Source organism: Sphingopyxis sp., from assembly GCF_965227415.1.
In the GTDB taxonomy this organism is placed as follows: domain Bacteria; phylum Pseudomonadota; class Alphaproteobacteria; order Sphingomonadales; family Sphingomonadaceae; genus Sphingopyxis.
On the sequence record NZ_OZ245749.1, the window covers coordinates 3,799,257 to 3,814,618 of the forward strand.

The following is a 15,362-nucleotide window of genomic DNA, read 5'->3' on the forward strand; positions in this document are numbered from 1 at the left end:
CTCGCGTTGAACGCGGGGTGAGTTTCGACGTCCGGCCATGGACCCTGACACAAGTTCAGGGTGACGGAAACAGAATGGGCTGTGGCAGATGACCACCGCAACGCTTCCCACCGTTCGTGGCAAGCTGACGGCCAACGCCTCGCTCGCGCCGCTCGTCTGGTTCAAGTCGGGCGGCCCCGCCGACTGGCTGTTCGAGCCGAAGGACGCCGACGATCTCGCCGATTTCCTGCGCAACCTCGATCCCGCGGTTCCGGTGATGGCGCTTGGTCTCGGGTCGAACCTGATCGTTCGCGACGGCGGCTTTCCGGGCGTCGTCGTGCGGCTGGGGAAAGCTTTTGCGAAGGTCGACGCGATCGACGCGATAACGCTGCGCTGCGGCGGCGGCGCGTCGGGCATTCTCGTCTCGTCGACCGCGCGCGACGCAGGGATCGCGGGCATGGAATTTCTCCGCTCGATCCCCGGCACCGTCGGCGGCTTCGTCCGCATGAACGGCGGCGCCTATGGCGGCGAGGTCAAGGACATCCTGATCGAGTGCGACGTCGTGTTGCGTTCGGGCGAGCAGAGGACGCTGCCGCTCGCCAACCTCGGCTATACCTATCGCCACAGCGAATTGCCCGAGGGCGCGGTCGTGATCGGCGCGACCTTTCGCGGCAAGCCCGGCGAGGCCGCCGCAATCCAGGCCGAAATGGACCGCATTTCGGCGAGCCGCGAAGCGTCGCAGCCGCTGCGTTCGAAAACCGGCGGTTCGACGTTCAAGAACCCCGACGGGCACAAGGCGTGGCAGCTTGTCGACGAAGCCGGATGCCGCGGCTTCATGGTCGGCGGCGCGCAGGTCAGCGAGAAGCACACCAATTTCCTGATCAACACAGGCGAGGCGACGAGCGCCGACATCGAAGCGCTCGGCGAAGAAGTCCGCCGCCGCGTCAAAGCAAAGAGCGGTGTCGAATTGCAATGGGAGATACAGCGCGTCGGCATGTTTGCCGGAGCGCCAGAGGATAAGCGCGTCGGCATGTTTGCCGGAGCGCCAGAGGAGAAGCACGTGGGAGTGGCGAAGTGAGCCGGGGTCCGTGGCATGTCGCCGTCCTGATGGGCGGCTGGTCGGCCGAGCGCGAGGTGTCGCTGATGAGCGGCCATGGCGTTGCCGACGCGCTCGAGAGCCGTGGCCACAAGGTCACCCGCATCGACATGGATCGCAACGTCGCGCAGCGGCTTGCCGAAGCGAAACCCGACGTCGTGTTCAACGCGCTCCACGGCGTCCCCGGCGAGGACGGAACGGTGCAGGGCATGCTCGACCTTATGGGCCTCAGATATACGCACAGCGGGCTCGTCACGTCGGTGATCGCGATCGACAAGGAATTGACGAAGCAGGCGCTTGTGCCACATGGTGTGCCCATGCCGACGGGGACGATGGTCGACAGCGAAAGCCTGTATTCCGGCGATCCCTTGCCGCGCCCCTATGTGCTGAAACCCGTCAACGAGGGATCGTCCGTGGGCGTCGCGATCGTCAAGGACGACAGCAATTATGGCAACCCGATTGCGCGAGCAGCGGTCGGCCCCTGGCAGGAGTTCGATCGCCTGCTGGCCGAGCCTTTCATCAAGGGACGCGAACTGACCGTCGCCGTGCTCGGCGACGAAGCGCTCGGGGTGACCGAGCTGCGGGTGAAGTCGGGCTTCTACGACTATGACGCCAAATATACCGACGGGTTGACCGAGCATGTCTGTCCCGCCGACGTGCCCGACGATATCGCGCAGCGCATGAAGGATCTGGCGGTCCAGTCGCACCGCCTGCTGGGCTGCAAGGGCGCGTCGCGATCGGATTTTCGCTGGGATGACGAACAGGGGCTCGCGGGAATCTTCCTGCTCGAGGTCAACACCCAGCCGGGCATGACGCCGCTCAGCCTGGTGCCCGAGCAGGCACGCGCCATCGGCATGGATTATGCCGAACTTGTCGAACGCATCGTGGGGGAAGCGTTATGAGCAGCACGAAGATCAAGCGCGGCAAATCGCCGCCGCGGCGCACGACGCATGCGCCCCGAAAACGCAAACGGGTGCAGACCTCGCGCCTCAATGCGGTGATCAACGCGCTGCCGATCTCGCCGCAACAGCTTCAGCGCGTCGCCAACTGGACGATCGGGCTTTGCCTCGTCGCCATCGTCGGGCTCGCCGCGCATGCGACCGGGGTCACCGCGAAAGTGCATGAAGAATATGCGCAGGCGGTCGGACGCGCGGGCTTTCAGGTCAAGAAGGTCGAGGTCGTCGGCGCCGACCGGATCGACCGGCTGAAAGTCTATGACATCGCCCTCGCGCAGAAGGATCGCTCGATGGCGGCGGTCGACCTGGAGGACGTCCGCCACGACCTGATGCAATATGGCTGGATCAAGGACGCGCGCGTGTCGCGGCGCCTGCCCGACACGCTTGTCGTCGACATCGTCGAGCGCTCGCCCGCGGCGATCTGGCAGCACAACAACCGGCTGTCGCTGATCGACGAAAAGGGTGTCGTTCTGGAACCCGTCAGCGTCGCGACGATGCCCGACCTGCCGCTTGTCATCGGGCCGAAAGCGAACCAGCGCGCGCAGGACCTCGACCGGTTGCTGACCGAAGCGAGCAGCCTCAAGGAATTGCTCGCCGGCGCGACATGGGTCGGCAACCGGCGCTGGGATCTGCGCTTTCGCAGCGGCGAAACGCTGTCGCTTCCGGAAGGCGAGCGCGAGGCGAAAGCGGCGCTGGCGAAGTTCGCGCATATGGACGGCGCCAACCGGTTGCTCGGACGCGGTATCCTGCGTTTCGACATGCGCGATCCGTCGCGTTTCGTGCTACGCTTGCCGCACGAAGGGCAGGTGGCGCCCGCGAAGCTCGACGATGCGCGCGACGCGGTCGATGCCGTCGCTGCCGCCAGCTCGGCGGAGAAGGGATAAGGCATGGCGCCGCCGCGCATCGAAAAGATCATTACCGCGCTCGACGTCGGATCGTGGAAGGTGTGCGCGCTGATCGCGGGACAGACCGCCGACGGGCAGCTCCATGTTCTGGGTACCGGCCAGCGCGAAAGCCGCGGCGTGCAGCGCGGCTATGTCGCCGACATGGAACAGACCGAGCATATCGTGCGCGAGGCGATCGAGCAGGCCGAGCGGATCGCCGGCCTCAACATCGACGATGTGTGGGTCAGTTTTTCGGCGGGCGGACTGCTGAGCGACGTCGCCCCGATCGAGAGTGAACTCGGCGGCCACCGGATCGAGCAGGAAGATATCGACGACCTGCTGGCCGCGGGCCGCGCCGGCATCGACCCCGAAGGCCGGATGATCCTGCACGCACAGCCGGCGCTCTACACACTCGACGGGCTCAACGGAGTTAAGAATCCGATCGGTCTTCACGCCGACCGGCTCGGCGTCGACATCCACATCATCATGGCCGACGGCGCGCCGGTGCGAAACCTCGAAGCGGCGGTCCGGCAGGCGCATCTGGACGTCAACGCCGTGGTCGCCTCGCCGATCGCGGCTGGCCTTGCCTGTCTGTCGGACGAAGAGCGCGATCTGGGTGTCGCGCTGGTCGAGCTGGGCGCCGCGGTCACCACGGTCTCGCTCTATGCGGGCGGCATGCTCGTCGAGATGGCGTCGCTGCCGTTCGGCGCGAGCGACATCACCGACGATATCGCCTCGGCCTTTGGCATTCGCCGCAGCCAGGCGCAGCGGCTCCAGAGCTTTTACGGCTCGGCGTCCGCCAGCCCGCGCGACAACAACGATATCATCGAACTCGATCCGGGCGCGCCCTCGGGCAGCGATTCTCCGCGCATCACGCGGGCGCAGCTGGTCACCGTGATCCGCCAGCGTCTCGATGCAATGATGGGAGAGATCGGTAGAACGTTGAAAGACCTGCATTTCGTCGGGCCGATCGGGCGCCAGGTTGTGCTGGTCGGCGGCGGCGCGGATCTGAAGGGCATCGCCGAATATACGCAGGTCGCGCTCGGTCGCGCAGCGCGCGTCGGTCGGCCGCGCGGGCTGCACGGGTTGCCCGATGCGCATTCGGGGCCCGCTTTCGCGACGCTTGCGGGTCTGGTTCTGTATGCTGCTTCGGACCCGGTCGACCTGCGCGATCTGCCGATGATGTCGCAGGACGTGTACCGGCCAAAGAATGCGGGCATCATCAATCGATTGATGGCAGCATTGAAAAGCAGTTTTTAGATGCCGGAAGGCCAAAAGGGTTAATTTTTTGGGTGATTCCCGCGTCACAATAGTGCAATGCGGTACCAGAACCCGGACGGTGGGACTAACGTCCGGATGGGTCGCAAGGTGAGGGAAGCGGCGCTGGTCCGCCGCTGCAGGGAGATTAGTTGATGAGCATCAATATTGGCCCGCCGCAGGTCGATGAACTGAAGCCGCGTATCGCGGTGATCGGGGTCGGCGGCGCTGGGGGCAATGCGATCGCCAACATGATCGCCTCGCGCGTCGAGGGTGTCGACTTCGTCGTCGCCAATACCGATGCGCAGGCTCTCAACGCATCGCCGGCCGAACGCCGCATCCAGCTGGGGACGCAGATCACCCAGGGCCTGGGCGCCGGTTCGCGGCCCGAGGTTGGCCGCGCGGCCGCCGAGGAAAGCATCGCGCAGGTCGAGGAAGCGCTGAATGGCGCGCATATGTGCTTCATCGCGGCCGGCATGGGCGGCGGCACCGGCACCGGCGCTGCGCCCGTCATCGCCAAGGCAGCGCGTGACCGCGGCATTTTGACCGTCGGCGTCGTGACCAAGCCCTTCACCTTCGAGGGCAACCGCCGCATGCGGTCGGCTGAAGCCGGCATTGCCGAGCTGCAGGACCATGTCGACACGCTGATCGTCATTCCGAACCAGAATCTTTTCCTGGTCGCCAATCCGAACACGACCTTCAAAGAAGCCTTCACCATGGCGGATGAAGTGCTCCAGCAGGGCGTTCGCGGCATCACCGACCTGATGGTCATGCCCGGCCTGATCAACCTCGACTTCGCCGACGTGCGCAGCGTCATGCGCGAAATGGGCAAGGCGATGATGGGCACCGGCGAAGCCGAAGGCGATGGCCGCGCGCTTGAAGCGGCGCAAAAGGCGATCGCCAACCCGCTGCTCGACGGCGTGTCGATGGCGGGCGCCAAGGGTGTCATCATCTCGATCACCGGCGGCGAGGACATGCGCCTGATGGAAGTCGACGAAGCCGCGAACCATATTCGCGAGCTGGTCGATCCCGACGCCAACATCATCTGGGGCAGTGCCTTCAACGACAATCTCGACGGCAAGATCCGCGTATCGGTCGTCGCGACCGGTATCGACGGCACGGGCGAACAGGCGCAGGCTTCGCCTGCTACGCGCAGCTTCTCGTTCCAGCCCGCGCGTACTGCGGCGTCCATTCCGGCGGCCGAAGAGGTGATCGAACCGGTAGCCGCGGAAACCCCGGTCGAAGCGGCGGCAGAAGAAGCCGATAGCGACCCGACGCCGGGCTTCTCGTTGTCGGCGCCCGACGCCGAGGCATCGGCAGAAGCCGACGCTGCCGACGAAGAACCGATGGAGCTGTCGACGGTTGCGGCAAGCGACGAGGGGGCCAGCGACGAACTGGTGCTGAGCGAGCCCGAAGCGGCGTCGTCCGGCTATGATTCGACGCCGGCTGCGTCCAGCGATGCGGGTTCGCATGCGGCTCCCGCTGGCGAAGAAGCGCCGTCGCGCTCGATCGGTGGCGGGACGCTGTTCGAGCGTATGTCGCGCCTGTCGCGCGGATCGGCCGCTCCCGATGCCGACGAGGAAAAGGAAGACGGGGTCGATATCCCGCGTTTCCTGGGTCGGCAGAACAACCAGTAACAGGGCATCGAGTGGCCGCCGCACGGGCGAGGCTGGCTGGAAGCGGGATGAATTGACTTGCCCCTGTGGCGATCGAAACCAACGCGGCAAAATCTTTTGACCGCCAGGCACGGGCGCGTGCGGCACTGTGCCGCCGCGTTCGGCGCGCTTTTGCTGACCACCGGGATTTACACGCCGGCGCTCGCGTTTCAGGCGGCGACGCCCGACGCGGCGACGCGCGCGGCGATGGACAAGCGCACCGCGGCGCGCACCCTGCTGTCGTCGGCATTGGGGCGCCTTGCCGCGAACAACAACGACGGCACGGCTTTGCTCGATGCCGGACGCGCGTCGGTCGAGCTGGAGGATTATCGCGCCGCCATCGGCTTCCTGACGCGCGCCGAACAGGCGAATCCGCGCGACGGCGCCGTGAAAGCGGCGCTCGGGTCGGCGATGGTCCATATGGAAAATCCGACGCGCGCGCTCGACTATTTCGGCGAAGCGCAGCTGCTCGGTGCGTCCGAGCGCCTGTTTCTTGCCGATCGTGGCCTCGCGCGCGACCTGCTCGGCCAGCAAGATGCGGCGCAGCGCGATTATCAACTCGCGCTGTCTATTGCACCGAACGACGAAGTGACGCGCCGCTATGCTCTTTCGCTCGGGATCAGTGGCGATACCGATCGCGCGGTACAGTTGCTGACGCCGCAATTGCGCACGCAGGACCGTGCCGCATGGCGGCTGCGCGCGATGATTCTGGCGATGAACGGCCGCGATGCCGAGGCGACCGAAATCGTCAATGCGACGATGCCGCCCGCGCTCGCCCAGAATATCCTTCCCTATCTGACGCAGATGGATCGGCTCAATCCCGCCCAGCAGGCGGCGGCCGCGCATTTTGGCCGTTTTCCGTCGGGCGAACTGGGGCCGAGGCGCAAGCCGGTGCAAATTGCTGCGGTGACGCCGCCGCCCGCGCCCGCGCCGACGGGCAAACGTGGCGAGCGCGGCAAGCCTGCGCCGGCAACCCCGGCTCCGAAACCGACCGCCGCTGTGGTCAAGCCCGCCCCCGCACCAACCCGGACGGTCGCGAAGCCCGCCGTCGCGCCAGCGCCGCGCCCCGCGCGCGTTGCGCCTTCGTCAGCCTTGCCATCGCCCGCGAATCCTTTTCCATCGGCCGACGGCTCCATGCCGACCGTGGTTCGCGCCGGGCCGACACCCCAAAATCCGTTTCCGTCGGCTGGCGTCCCCGCGCCGTCGGGTCCGCCGGTCCAGCAGTCGCCATTCCGCGAGGCGGCGCCAAGCGCGACGAGCGTACCCGATCGCGAGCCCGCTCCCGCCGTTCCGGCGCCGACGGCCAAATTGGTTTCAGAGCCGCCTGTCGCGGCGCCCGTCGCGGCGCCTGTCGCGGCAGCGGTTGATGCGCCGAAAGGACCGATCGGGCCGGGTTTCTCGATCAATGATCTAGGCCGGTCACCGTCCGCGCCGAGCGCGACCCCGGCGCCAGTTGAAGATGTGCCGGCGGGTGTCGCCGTCGCGGCCGAGCCCCCGCCAACGGCCGCCGCTTCGGCGTCGTCGGTGGACCCGGCTGCTCCGCTCGCTTCGCTCGCCGCGATTGCGAGTTCGATCGAGATTCCGCCCGAGGAGCTGGCGCAGACCGAGAGTGCGATCGGTGCCGACACACTGGCGAAGCTGCGCGAGGACAAGAAGCGTGCCGATGCCGCCGAAGCGGCGAAGCGGGCCAAGGACGATGTCGCTGCCAAGGCGAAGGCCGAAGCCGACGCAAAGGCCAAGGCCGAAGCCGCTGAAAAGAAAGCCAATCCGGCGCGCCTGTGGGTTCAGATCGCGACCGGTGCCAACGCCAAGGCGCTTTCCAGCGATTTCGGAAAATTCGCGAAGAAGAGCCCCGCGGTGTTCAAGGGCAAGACCGGCGCGACGACCGAATGGGGCAAGACGCGCCGCCTGCTGGTTGGTCCGTTCAAGGACAAGAAGGCCGCGCAGGATTGGCTGGCGAGTTACAAGAAGGCGGGCGGCGACGGCTTTCTTTTCAACAGCGAGGTCGGCCAGGACGTCGATCCGTTCAAGTGAGCGTCGCCGGCTGCGCCAGCAAACCCGAACACAGCCGCGGGCGCTTTCATGAGGAGGTGGGCCGCGTCGTGCGCGGCCCGCGCGACGTATTCCAGCGCGACCGCGATCGCATCATCCATTCGATCGCGTTCCGCCGCCTCCGGCACAAGACGCAGGTGTTCGTCGCCCCCGATGGCGATCATTATCGTGTCCGCCTGACCCACAGCATCGAGGTTGCGCAGATCGGTCGCGGCATTGCGCGCGCGCTCGGACTCAACGAGGATCTGACCGAGGCGCTGTGTCTTGCGCATGACATCGGCCATCCGCCCTTTGGTCACGCCGGCGAGGATGCGTTAAAGGCCGCCATGACGGCGCATGGCGGCTTTGACCATAATGGGCATACGCTGCGCACGCTGGCGCGGCTCGAATGTCCCTATCCGTTGTTCGACGGGATCAACCTGACGTGGGAGACGCTCGAAGGCCTCGCCAAGCACAATGGTCCTGTCAATCATCCGGGCTGGGCGCTCGCCGACATCGATCAGGAATTCCCGCTCGATCTTCGCAGTCACGCCAGCCTGGAGGCCCAGATCGCGGCGGTTGCCGACGACATCGCCTATGACAATCACGACATCGACGACGGCCTGCGTGCCGGGCTGCTCGGTCTTGACCAGTTGATGGAACAGCCGTTCGTCGCGGCCAATTTTCGTGGCGTCGAGGCGCGCTTTCCCGGGGCACCGCGCGACCGCCTGCTTCGCGAACTGGTGCGCGACCAGATCGGCGTGATGGTCAACGACGTGATCGCCGCGACGCAGGCGAATGTGGCCGACGCCGGCGTCCGCAGCGTCGAAGAGGTCCGTGCGGCGGGCCGCGTGCTCGGCGGCTTTTCGGCGGGCCTCGCGGCAAAGGAACGCGATCTCAAACGCTTCATGTATGCCAATCTCTATCATCATGCCGAACAGGTCGCGGCTGCCGATGCGGCGAAGGACGTCGTCGGGCGGCTGTTTGCCGCTTATGCCGACGCCCCGCACTTGATGGGCGAGGACTGGTCATCGCGCGTGCCGGACGAAGAATGCGCGACAGCGCGGCACATCGGTGACTATATTGCCGGGATGACCGACCGTTTCGCCATCGACCGTTATGCCGGGATTTTCGGCCGCGATGCCGTGCCCGAGGCGCTGGCGCATGTCTGAAACGCTGATCGTCGGCGCGACCGGCATGGTCGGCCAGGCGGTCCTCGCGCAGGCCGCGGCGCCGCTGACCGTCCTGGCACGGCGCGACATTGCCGGTCTGCCCAAGCATCACAAGCTGATCGTGGCGCCGCCCGAAGACTGGGCCGGCATCATCGCTGCCGAACGGCCGGCGACGCTGATCTCCTGCCTCGGCACGACCATCCGTCAGGCGGGATCGCAGGCAGCGTTTCGCGCGGTCGACCATGACCTGGTGCTTGCGGTTGCCGAAAGCGCCAGGCGCGGGGGCGTGGCGCATATGATTTCGGTCAGCTCGGTCGGCGCCGGTTCCAGCGCAGCGAATTTCTATCTCAAGACCAAGGGCGAGGCCGAGAATGGCCTGCGCGCACTGGGTTTCGACCGGCTCGACCTGCTCCGGCCCGGACTGTTGACGGGCGACCGCCAGGGAGCGCCGCGGCTGGGCGAGGGACTGGCGATGGTCGCGGCGCCGCTGACCGATGCGCTGCTCCATGGATCGCTGCGCCGCTATCGATCGATTCCGGCCGAGACGGTCGCCAAAGCGATCGTCAAGCTGGTCGGCGGTGGGGCATCGGGCGTGCAAATCCACGAAAACGACGCGATCCGCTCGCTCGCCGATTGACTCCGCAAAAGCGCAGCGCCAAGGCTCGGCTGTCTGTCGGACCTTCGCAAGAGATTCGACCGGCTGCGCGGGAGAGCGTGGGGGCAGGGCAACCGGCACCTCACCACCGAAGGAGCAACCGCCCCGGAAACTCTCAGGTAAATGGACCGCGCGGGCTGGAACGGACACTCTGGAAAGCGTTCCGGCCGCCTGCAAGGGAGAGGGTCGGAACCACCGAAGGGGTAACCCTGCCGCGTCTTTTCCGAGATGCGCCGGGGGAAAACTCTCAGGTTCCCGTGACAGAGGGGGCATGGCGACAGCGCGGCACGATGCCGTGTCTGGCCGTGCCAACGACGGGAGACTGACATGACCGAAAACGACCAGACAGGCGAAGAAGCGGTTCCGGCCGCTGCGCTGCCGCTCGACGCCTGGCACCGCGCCAAGGGCGGACGCATGGTCGAATTCGCCGGATACTGGATGCCGATCCAGTATGAAGGCATCATGGCCGAGCACCGGTGGGTCCGCGAAAGCGCCGGCTTGTTCGACGTCAGCCATATGGGACAGCTGCTGATTTCGGGTGACGGCGTTGCCGAGGCGCTCGAAACGCTGGTGCCCGGTGACATCTCGGCGCTGAAGCCCGGCCGCATGCGCTATTCGCTGCTGCTCGCGGAAGATGGCGGCATTCTGGACGATCTGATGATCACCAACGAGGGCGATCAATATGGCATCGTCGTCAACGGCGCCGTGAAGTGGGAAGATATCGGCTATCTGCGCGAGAATCTTCCCGATGACATCACGCTCAACCACAATGAAGATTATGGCCTGCTCGCGTTGCAGGGCCCCAAAGCGGTCGCGGCGCTCGCGCGCCTGATCCCCGAGGCTTCGGATCTTGTCTTCATGCAGGCGATCCGGGCGACGTGGCAGGGCCATGCGGTCGGGCTCAGCCGGTCGGGCTACACGGGCGAGGACGGGTTCGAAATCTCGCTTCCCAACGAAGCGCTGGCCGCGTTCGCCGACGCTCTCTGTGCGCAGCCCGAGGTCAAGCCGATCGGCCTTGGCGCACGCGACAGCTTGCGGCTCGAAGCCGGGCTGCCGCTCTATGGCCACGACCTTGATGAAGAGATTGATCCTGTCGAGGGCGATCTCGCGTTCGCGATCAGCAAGCGGCGGCGCGAAGAAGGCGGTTTTCCGGGTGCAGCGCGCATCCTGGGCCATCTTGCCGACGGCAGCCCGCGCAAGCGCGTCGGCCTGCTCGTCGATGGCAAGCTGCCGGTGCGCGAGGGCGCGAAGCTGTTCGACGGCGAGGAAGAGATTGGCGGCGTGACGTCGGGCGGCTTTGCGCCGAGCGTCGGCGCCCCGATCGCCATGGGCTATGTTCCGCGCGACCATGCCGTCCCCGGCACGGCCGTCGCTGCCGAAGTGCGCGGCAAGCGGGTGCCTTGCACCGTTGCCGCGATGCCGTTCGTTCCACACCGCTATGTGCGTAAACAGGGAGGCTGACCGATGCCGCGTTACTATACCGAAGAACATGAATGGATCGACGTCGACGGCGACGTCGCGACGGTCGGTATCACCGATTTCGCGCAGGGCCAGCTTGGCGACATCGTCTTCGTCGAGGTTCCCGACACGGGTGCCGACCTCAGCCAGGGCGGCGATGCGGCGGTGGTCGAATCGGTGAAGGCGGCGAGCGACGTCTATGCGCCGGTCGATGGCGTCGTGACCGAGGGCAATGGCCAGCTCGAAGAAGACCCGGCGCTGGTGAACAGCGACCCGGAGGGCGAAGGCTGGTTCTTTCGCATGACGCTGACCGACAAGAGCCAGCTCGACGCGTTGATGAACGCAGCCGCGTACAAGGCGTTCTGCGACGATCTTTGACCTCAGGACCCCTCGCGCAAGCGAGGGGGGAGACTGCGTGTGAGCACCGACGCCGCACTCGCCAATTGCCGCCTGATGGTGGCAACGCCCATCTATGAAGGAGCGCAGGGCACCTATGTCCGCGCCGCGTTGGCGCTCGCGCTGCGGGCGCAGGCGATGGGCGTGCCCGTGCGGTTCGAGTTCATTCTGTATCAGCCGTCGATCACGCGCGCGCGCAACGTGCTGGCCGCGATGTTCCTGGCAAGCGACTGCACGCATATGCTGTTCGTCGACGCCGACATCGATTTCTCGCCCGACGATATCTTCTCGTTGATCAAGGCGATGGACGCCAACCCGGAGGTCGGCGTTCTGGGGAGCGCCTATCCGCGGCGGATGATCAACTGGCACAATGTTGTGCGCGCGGTCGAGGCCGGGCTCGTCAAGGACAATCCGGCCGATCTTGCCCGGTATGCCGGCGAATTCGCGCTGCATTTTCTCCACCCGAACCAGAGCTTCAAGCTGACCGAACTTGTCGAACTGTCGCGGCTCGGCACCGCGATGATGCTGATCCGCCGCGACGTGCTGGAACGGCTGCGCGACGCTTTGCCCGATCTCGTCTTCCGTCCCGATCCCGCCGAGCGCCAGACGCATGGCATCGGCGAAATCGAGGCTGCTTTTTTCTGTCCGATGATCGAGGCCGAAAGCCAGGCGCTCCTTTCGGACGACTATGCCTTTTGTCGGCGTGTCCGCGACGCGGGCTTTCGGATCTGGCTCGCGCCATGGGTCCGCACGACGCACGCAGGGCCCACGGTCTTTTCGGGCTCGCTTGCCGAAACCGCGCAACTTTTCTCTGTCAAACCAGATTCTTCCTCGGAGTAGTTCATGCGTTATCTTCCCCTGACCAGCGACGACCGGACGGCGATGCTCGCGACAGTCGGCGCATCGTCGATCGACGACCTGTTCGTCGATGTGCCCGCCGAGGCGCAGCTCGATGGCCCGATCCCGGGCCTGCCGATGCACGCAAGCGAACTCGCGGTCGAACGTCATATGGCGGCGCTGGCGCGACAAAATCGCGCTGCCGGCGACGGGCCTTTCTTCCTCGGCGCCGGTGCCTACCGCCACCATGTGCCGTCGAGTGTCGACCATCTGATCCAGCGTGGAGAGTTTCTGACGGCCTATACGCCGTACCAGCCCGAAATCGCGCAAGGCACGTTGCAGATGCTGTTCGAATTCCAGAGTCAGGTCGCCCGCCTGCTCGGCACCGACGTCGCCAATGCGTCGATGTACGACGGCTCGACGGCGTGCTGGGAAGCGATCGTCATGGCGCGGCGCATCACCAAGCGCGGCAAGGCGCTGCTGTCGACCGGCCTTCATCCGCATTATCGCAGCGTGGCGCGGACGATGGCGAAATACACCGGCGATGTGCTGGTCGATGGCGACCCGAGTCTCGACGCCGGGACCGATTGGGCCGCGCTCGCCAGCGACATCGACAAGGAAACCAGCTGCGTCGTCGTCCAATATCCCGACATCCTTGGCCGTATCGACGACATGACGGCGCTTGCCGCGGCCTGTCAGGCCGCAGGCGCGCTGCTGATCGCAGTGGTGACCGAACCCGTCGCGCTCGGCCTGATCAAGGCGCCGGGCGAGATGGGCGCCGACATTGTGGTGGGCGAGGGGCAGTCGATCGGCGTCGGCCTGCAATTCGGCGGGCCTTATGTCGGCCTGTTCGCCTGCAAGGCCAAATATGTCCGCCAGATGCCCGGCCGCCTGTGCGGTGAAACGGTCGATGCCCATGGCAAGCGCGGCTTCGTGCTGACGCTCTCGACGCGTGAGCAGCATATCCGCCGCGAAAAGGCGACGAGCAATATCTGTACCAATTCAGGCCTTTGTGCACTGGCATTCAGCATTCACATGACCTTGCTGGGCGAGGCGGGCCTTCGCCAGCTGGCCGCGATCAATCATGGCCGCGCCAAAGCGGCGGCGGCCGAACTGGCGAAGATCCCCGGCGTGTCGGTGCTGAACAGCAGCTTCTTCAATGAATTCACGCTGCTGCTGCCGACCGAGGCGCGGCCGGTGATCCACAAGCTTGCCGAGCAGGACATTCTGGGCGGCGTGTCGCTGGGCCGACTTTATCCCGACAATGGCGGTCTGGCGAACGGCCTGGTGGTCGCGGTCACCGAAACCGTCACCGAGGCGGATATTATCGCCTTTGCTGCCGCGTTGAAGGAGGTGCTGGCATGACCGCGCTCAACCGCGCCGGCTGGCGCCCCGAAATGAACGTCGCCGGCGGCGCCGACGACAATGTCACCTTCACCGGCAACCGCGCGCTGATGCTGGAGGAACCGTTGATCTTTGAAATCGGCGGGACCGCGACCACCGGCGTCGATTTCGACGAGGCCGCGCCTGCTGCCGACCTCGGCGCGCTCGCGCGTTCGGCGCCCATCGGCCTGCCGGGGCTGAGCGAATCCGAGACGGTGCGCCATTACACCCGCCTGTCGCGCCAGAATTACGCGATCGACCTCGGGCTGTTCCCGCTGGGCAGCTGCACGATGAAGCACAACCCGCGCCTCAACGAAAAGGTCGCGCGGATGCCCGGCTTTGCCGACGCGCATCCGCTCCAGCCGCAGGAAACCGTCCAGGGCGCCTATGCGGTGGTGCACGAGCTGGCCGAATGGCTCGTCACGCTCACCGGCATGCACAGCGTCGCGATGTCGCCCAAGGCCGGCGCGCATGGCGAATTGTGCGGCATCCTCTGCATCAAGGCGGCGCTCGAAGCGCGCGGCGAGAACCGGCGCGTGCTGCTCGTTCCCGAAAGCGCGCACGGCACCAACCCCGCGACCGCAGCCTTCGCTGGTTTCAGCGTCGAGGATATTCCCGCGACTGCCGAAGGCCGCGTCGATCTTGCGGCACTGAAAGCACGCCTCGGCCCCGATGTGGCGGGCGTTATGATCACCAACCCCAACACCTGCGGATTGTTCGAGCGCGACATGAAAGCGATCTCGGACGCGGTGCATGTGGCGGGCGGCTATGTCTATTGCGACGGCGCGAACTTCAACGCCATTGTCGGCCGCGTGCGTCCCGGCGACCTGGGGGTCGATGCGATGCACATCAACCTTCACAAGACCTTCTCCACCCCGCACGGCGGCGGCGGCCCCGGTTCGGGTCCGGTCGTGCTGTCCGAAGCGCTCGCTCCTTTCGCGCCGCTGCCGTTCGTGACGAAGCATGCCGAGGGTTTTCGCCTGATCGAGGAAGAAAGCGCGGGCGAGGACCATCCGCAGACCTTTGGCCGCATGACCGCTTTCCATGGCCAGATGGGCATGTTCACCCGCGCGCTGACCTATATCCTCAGCCACGGCGCCGATGGACTGAAGCAGGTTGCCGAGGATGCGGTGCTCAACGCCAATTATATCCTGCGCAGCCTGGACGACGTGCTCGACGCGCCCTTTGGTCCGTCGGGTCCGTGCATGCACGAGGCGCTGTTCAGCGACAAGGGCCTCGCCGAAGGCTTCTCGACGCTCGACGTCGCCAAGGGGCTGATCGACGAGGGCTTTCATCCGATGACGGTCTATTTCCCGCTCGTCGTCCATGGCGCGATGTTGGTCGAACCGACCGAGACCGAGTCGAAGGCCGTGCTAGACCAGTTCATCGGGGCGCTGCGCAGCATCGCTTTGCGGGCGCAACAGGGCGATCCGGCGTTGAAATCGGCGCCGCATTTCGCGCCGCGCGCGCGCCTCGACGAGACCATGGCAGCGCGTAACCCGGTGCTGACCTGGTCCGAACCTGCGGTTGCGCCGGATGTGCCGGTCGCAAGCGAAATCGGAGGCAGCTGACGGGCTTATCATCCCTTCGCCGCTTCGGCGAA

Annotated in this window: 13 protein-coding genes and 2 riboswitches; all 13 genes read left to right on the forward strand. The window is 66.1% G+C overall.

Annotated features, from left to right (window positions below; genetic code table 11):
• Nucleotides 1-88 precede the first annotated feature (88 nt).
• Nucleotides 89-1,057 carry a UDP-N-acetylmuramate dehydrogenase gene (gene murB, locus ACO055_RS18490; protein WP_422060307.1) on the forward strand — a complete coding sequence of 323 codons (969 nt, stop codon included), beginning with the start codon at nt 89-91 and terminating at the stop codon, nt 1,055-1,057.
• Nucleotides 1,054-1,977: a D-alanine--D-alanine ligase gene (locus tag ACO055_RS18495; protein ID WP_422060308.1), complete on the forward strand. Its 924-nt coding sequence runs from the start codon at nt 1,054-1,056 to the stop codon at nt 1,975-1,977. The genes murB and ACO055_RS18495 overlap by 4 nt, the downstream gene beginning before the upstream one ends.
• A complete protein-coding gene (locus tag ACO055_RS18500; protein ID WP_422060309.1) occupies nt 1,974-2,915 on the forward strand; it encodes a cell division protein FtsQ/DivIB in 942 nt (313 codons plus the stop codon). The genes ACO055_RS18495 and ACO055_RS18500 overlap by 4 nt, the downstream gene beginning before the upstream one ends.
• 3 nt (nt 2,916-2,918) lie before the next feature.
• On the forward strand, nt 2,919-4,175 hold the full coding sequence (ftsA, locus tag ACO055_RS18505; protein WP_422060310.1) for a cell division protein FtsA: 1,257 nt from the start codon (nt 2,919-2,921) through the stop codon (nt 4,173-4,175).
• A gap of 152 nt (nt 4,176-4,327) precedes the next feature.
• Nucleotides 4,328-5,809, forward strand: coding sequence for a cell division protein FtsZ (ftsZ, locus tag ACO055_RS18510; protein ID WP_422060311.1), 1,482 nt, complete (start codon nt 4,328-4,330; stop codon nt 5,807-5,809).
• Nucleotides 5,810-5,926: 117 nt separating this feature from the next.
• The gene (locus tag ACO055_RS18515) at nt 5,927-7,861 is read left to right on the forward strand and encodes an SPOR domain-containing protein (RefSeq protein ID WP_422060312.1); all 1,935 of its coding nucleotides are present in this window, start codon (nt 5,927-5,929) and stop codon (nt 7,859-7,861) included.
• Complete coding sequence (locus tag ACO055_RS18520) at nt 7,858-9,030, forward strand: deoxyguanosinetriphosphate triphosphohydrolase (RefSeq protein ID WP_422060314.1); 1,173 nt, start codon at nt 7,858-7,860, stop codon at nt 9,028-9,030. The genes ACO055_RS18515 and ACO055_RS18520 overlap by 4 nt, the downstream gene beginning before the upstream one ends.
• Entirely contained in the window at nt 9,023-9,667 is a 645-nt protein-coding gene (locus ACO055_RS18525; RefSeq protein ID WP_422060315.1) for an NAD(P)H-binding protein, read from the forward strand. Before ACO055_RS18520 ends, ACO055_RS18525 begins: the two co-directional genes overlap by 8 nt.
• Nucleotides 9,668-9,725: 58 nt before the next feature.
• Nucleotides 9,726-9,826, forward strand: a riboswitch (glycine riboswitch).
• Nucleotides 9,827-9,959, forward strand: a riboswitch (glycine riboswitch). It begins immediately after the preceding riboswitch.
• Nucleotides 9,960-10,012: 53 nt separating this feature from the next.
• Nucleotides 10,013-11,146, forward strand: a complete 1,134-nt coding sequence (gene gcvT / locus ACO055_RS18530; RefSeq protein WP_422060316.1) for a glycine cleavage system aminomethyltransferase GcvT — start codon at nt 10,013-10,015, stop codon at nt 11,144-11,146.
• A 3-nt stretch (nt 11,147-11,149) separates the two neighbouring features.
• The gene (gcvH, locus tag ACO055_RS18535) at nt 11,150-11,521 is read left to right on the forward strand and encodes a glycine cleavage system protein GcvH (RefSeq protein WP_422060317.1); all 372 of its coding nucleotides are present in this window, start codon (nt 11,150-11,152) and stop codon (nt 11,519-11,521) included.
• Between the two features lie 39 nt (nt 11,522-11,560).
• Nucleotides 11,561-12,379 carry a hypothetical protein gene (locus tag ACO055_RS18540; protein WP_422060318.1) on the forward strand — a complete coding sequence of 273 codons (819 nt, stop codon included), beginning with the start codon at nt 11,561-11,563 and terminating at the stop codon, nt 12,377-12,379.
• A gap of 3 nt (nt 12,380-12,382) precedes the next feature.
• Nucleotides 12,383-13,741, forward strand: a complete 1,359-nt coding sequence (gene gcvPA / locus ACO055_RS18545) for an aminomethyl-transferring glycine dehydrogenase subunit GcvPA (protein ID WP_422060319.1) — start codon at nt 12,383-12,385, stop codon at nt 13,739-13,741.
• 32 nt (nt 13,742-13,773) lie between these two features.
• Nucleotides 13,774-15,330, forward strand: coding sequence for an aminomethyl-transferring glycine dehydrogenase subunit GcvPB (gene gcvPB / locus ACO055_RS18550; RefSeq protein WP_422062496.1), 1,557 nt, complete (start codon nt 13,774-13,776; stop codon nt 15,328-15,330).
• Nucleotides 15,331-15,362 lie beyond the last annotated feature (32 nt).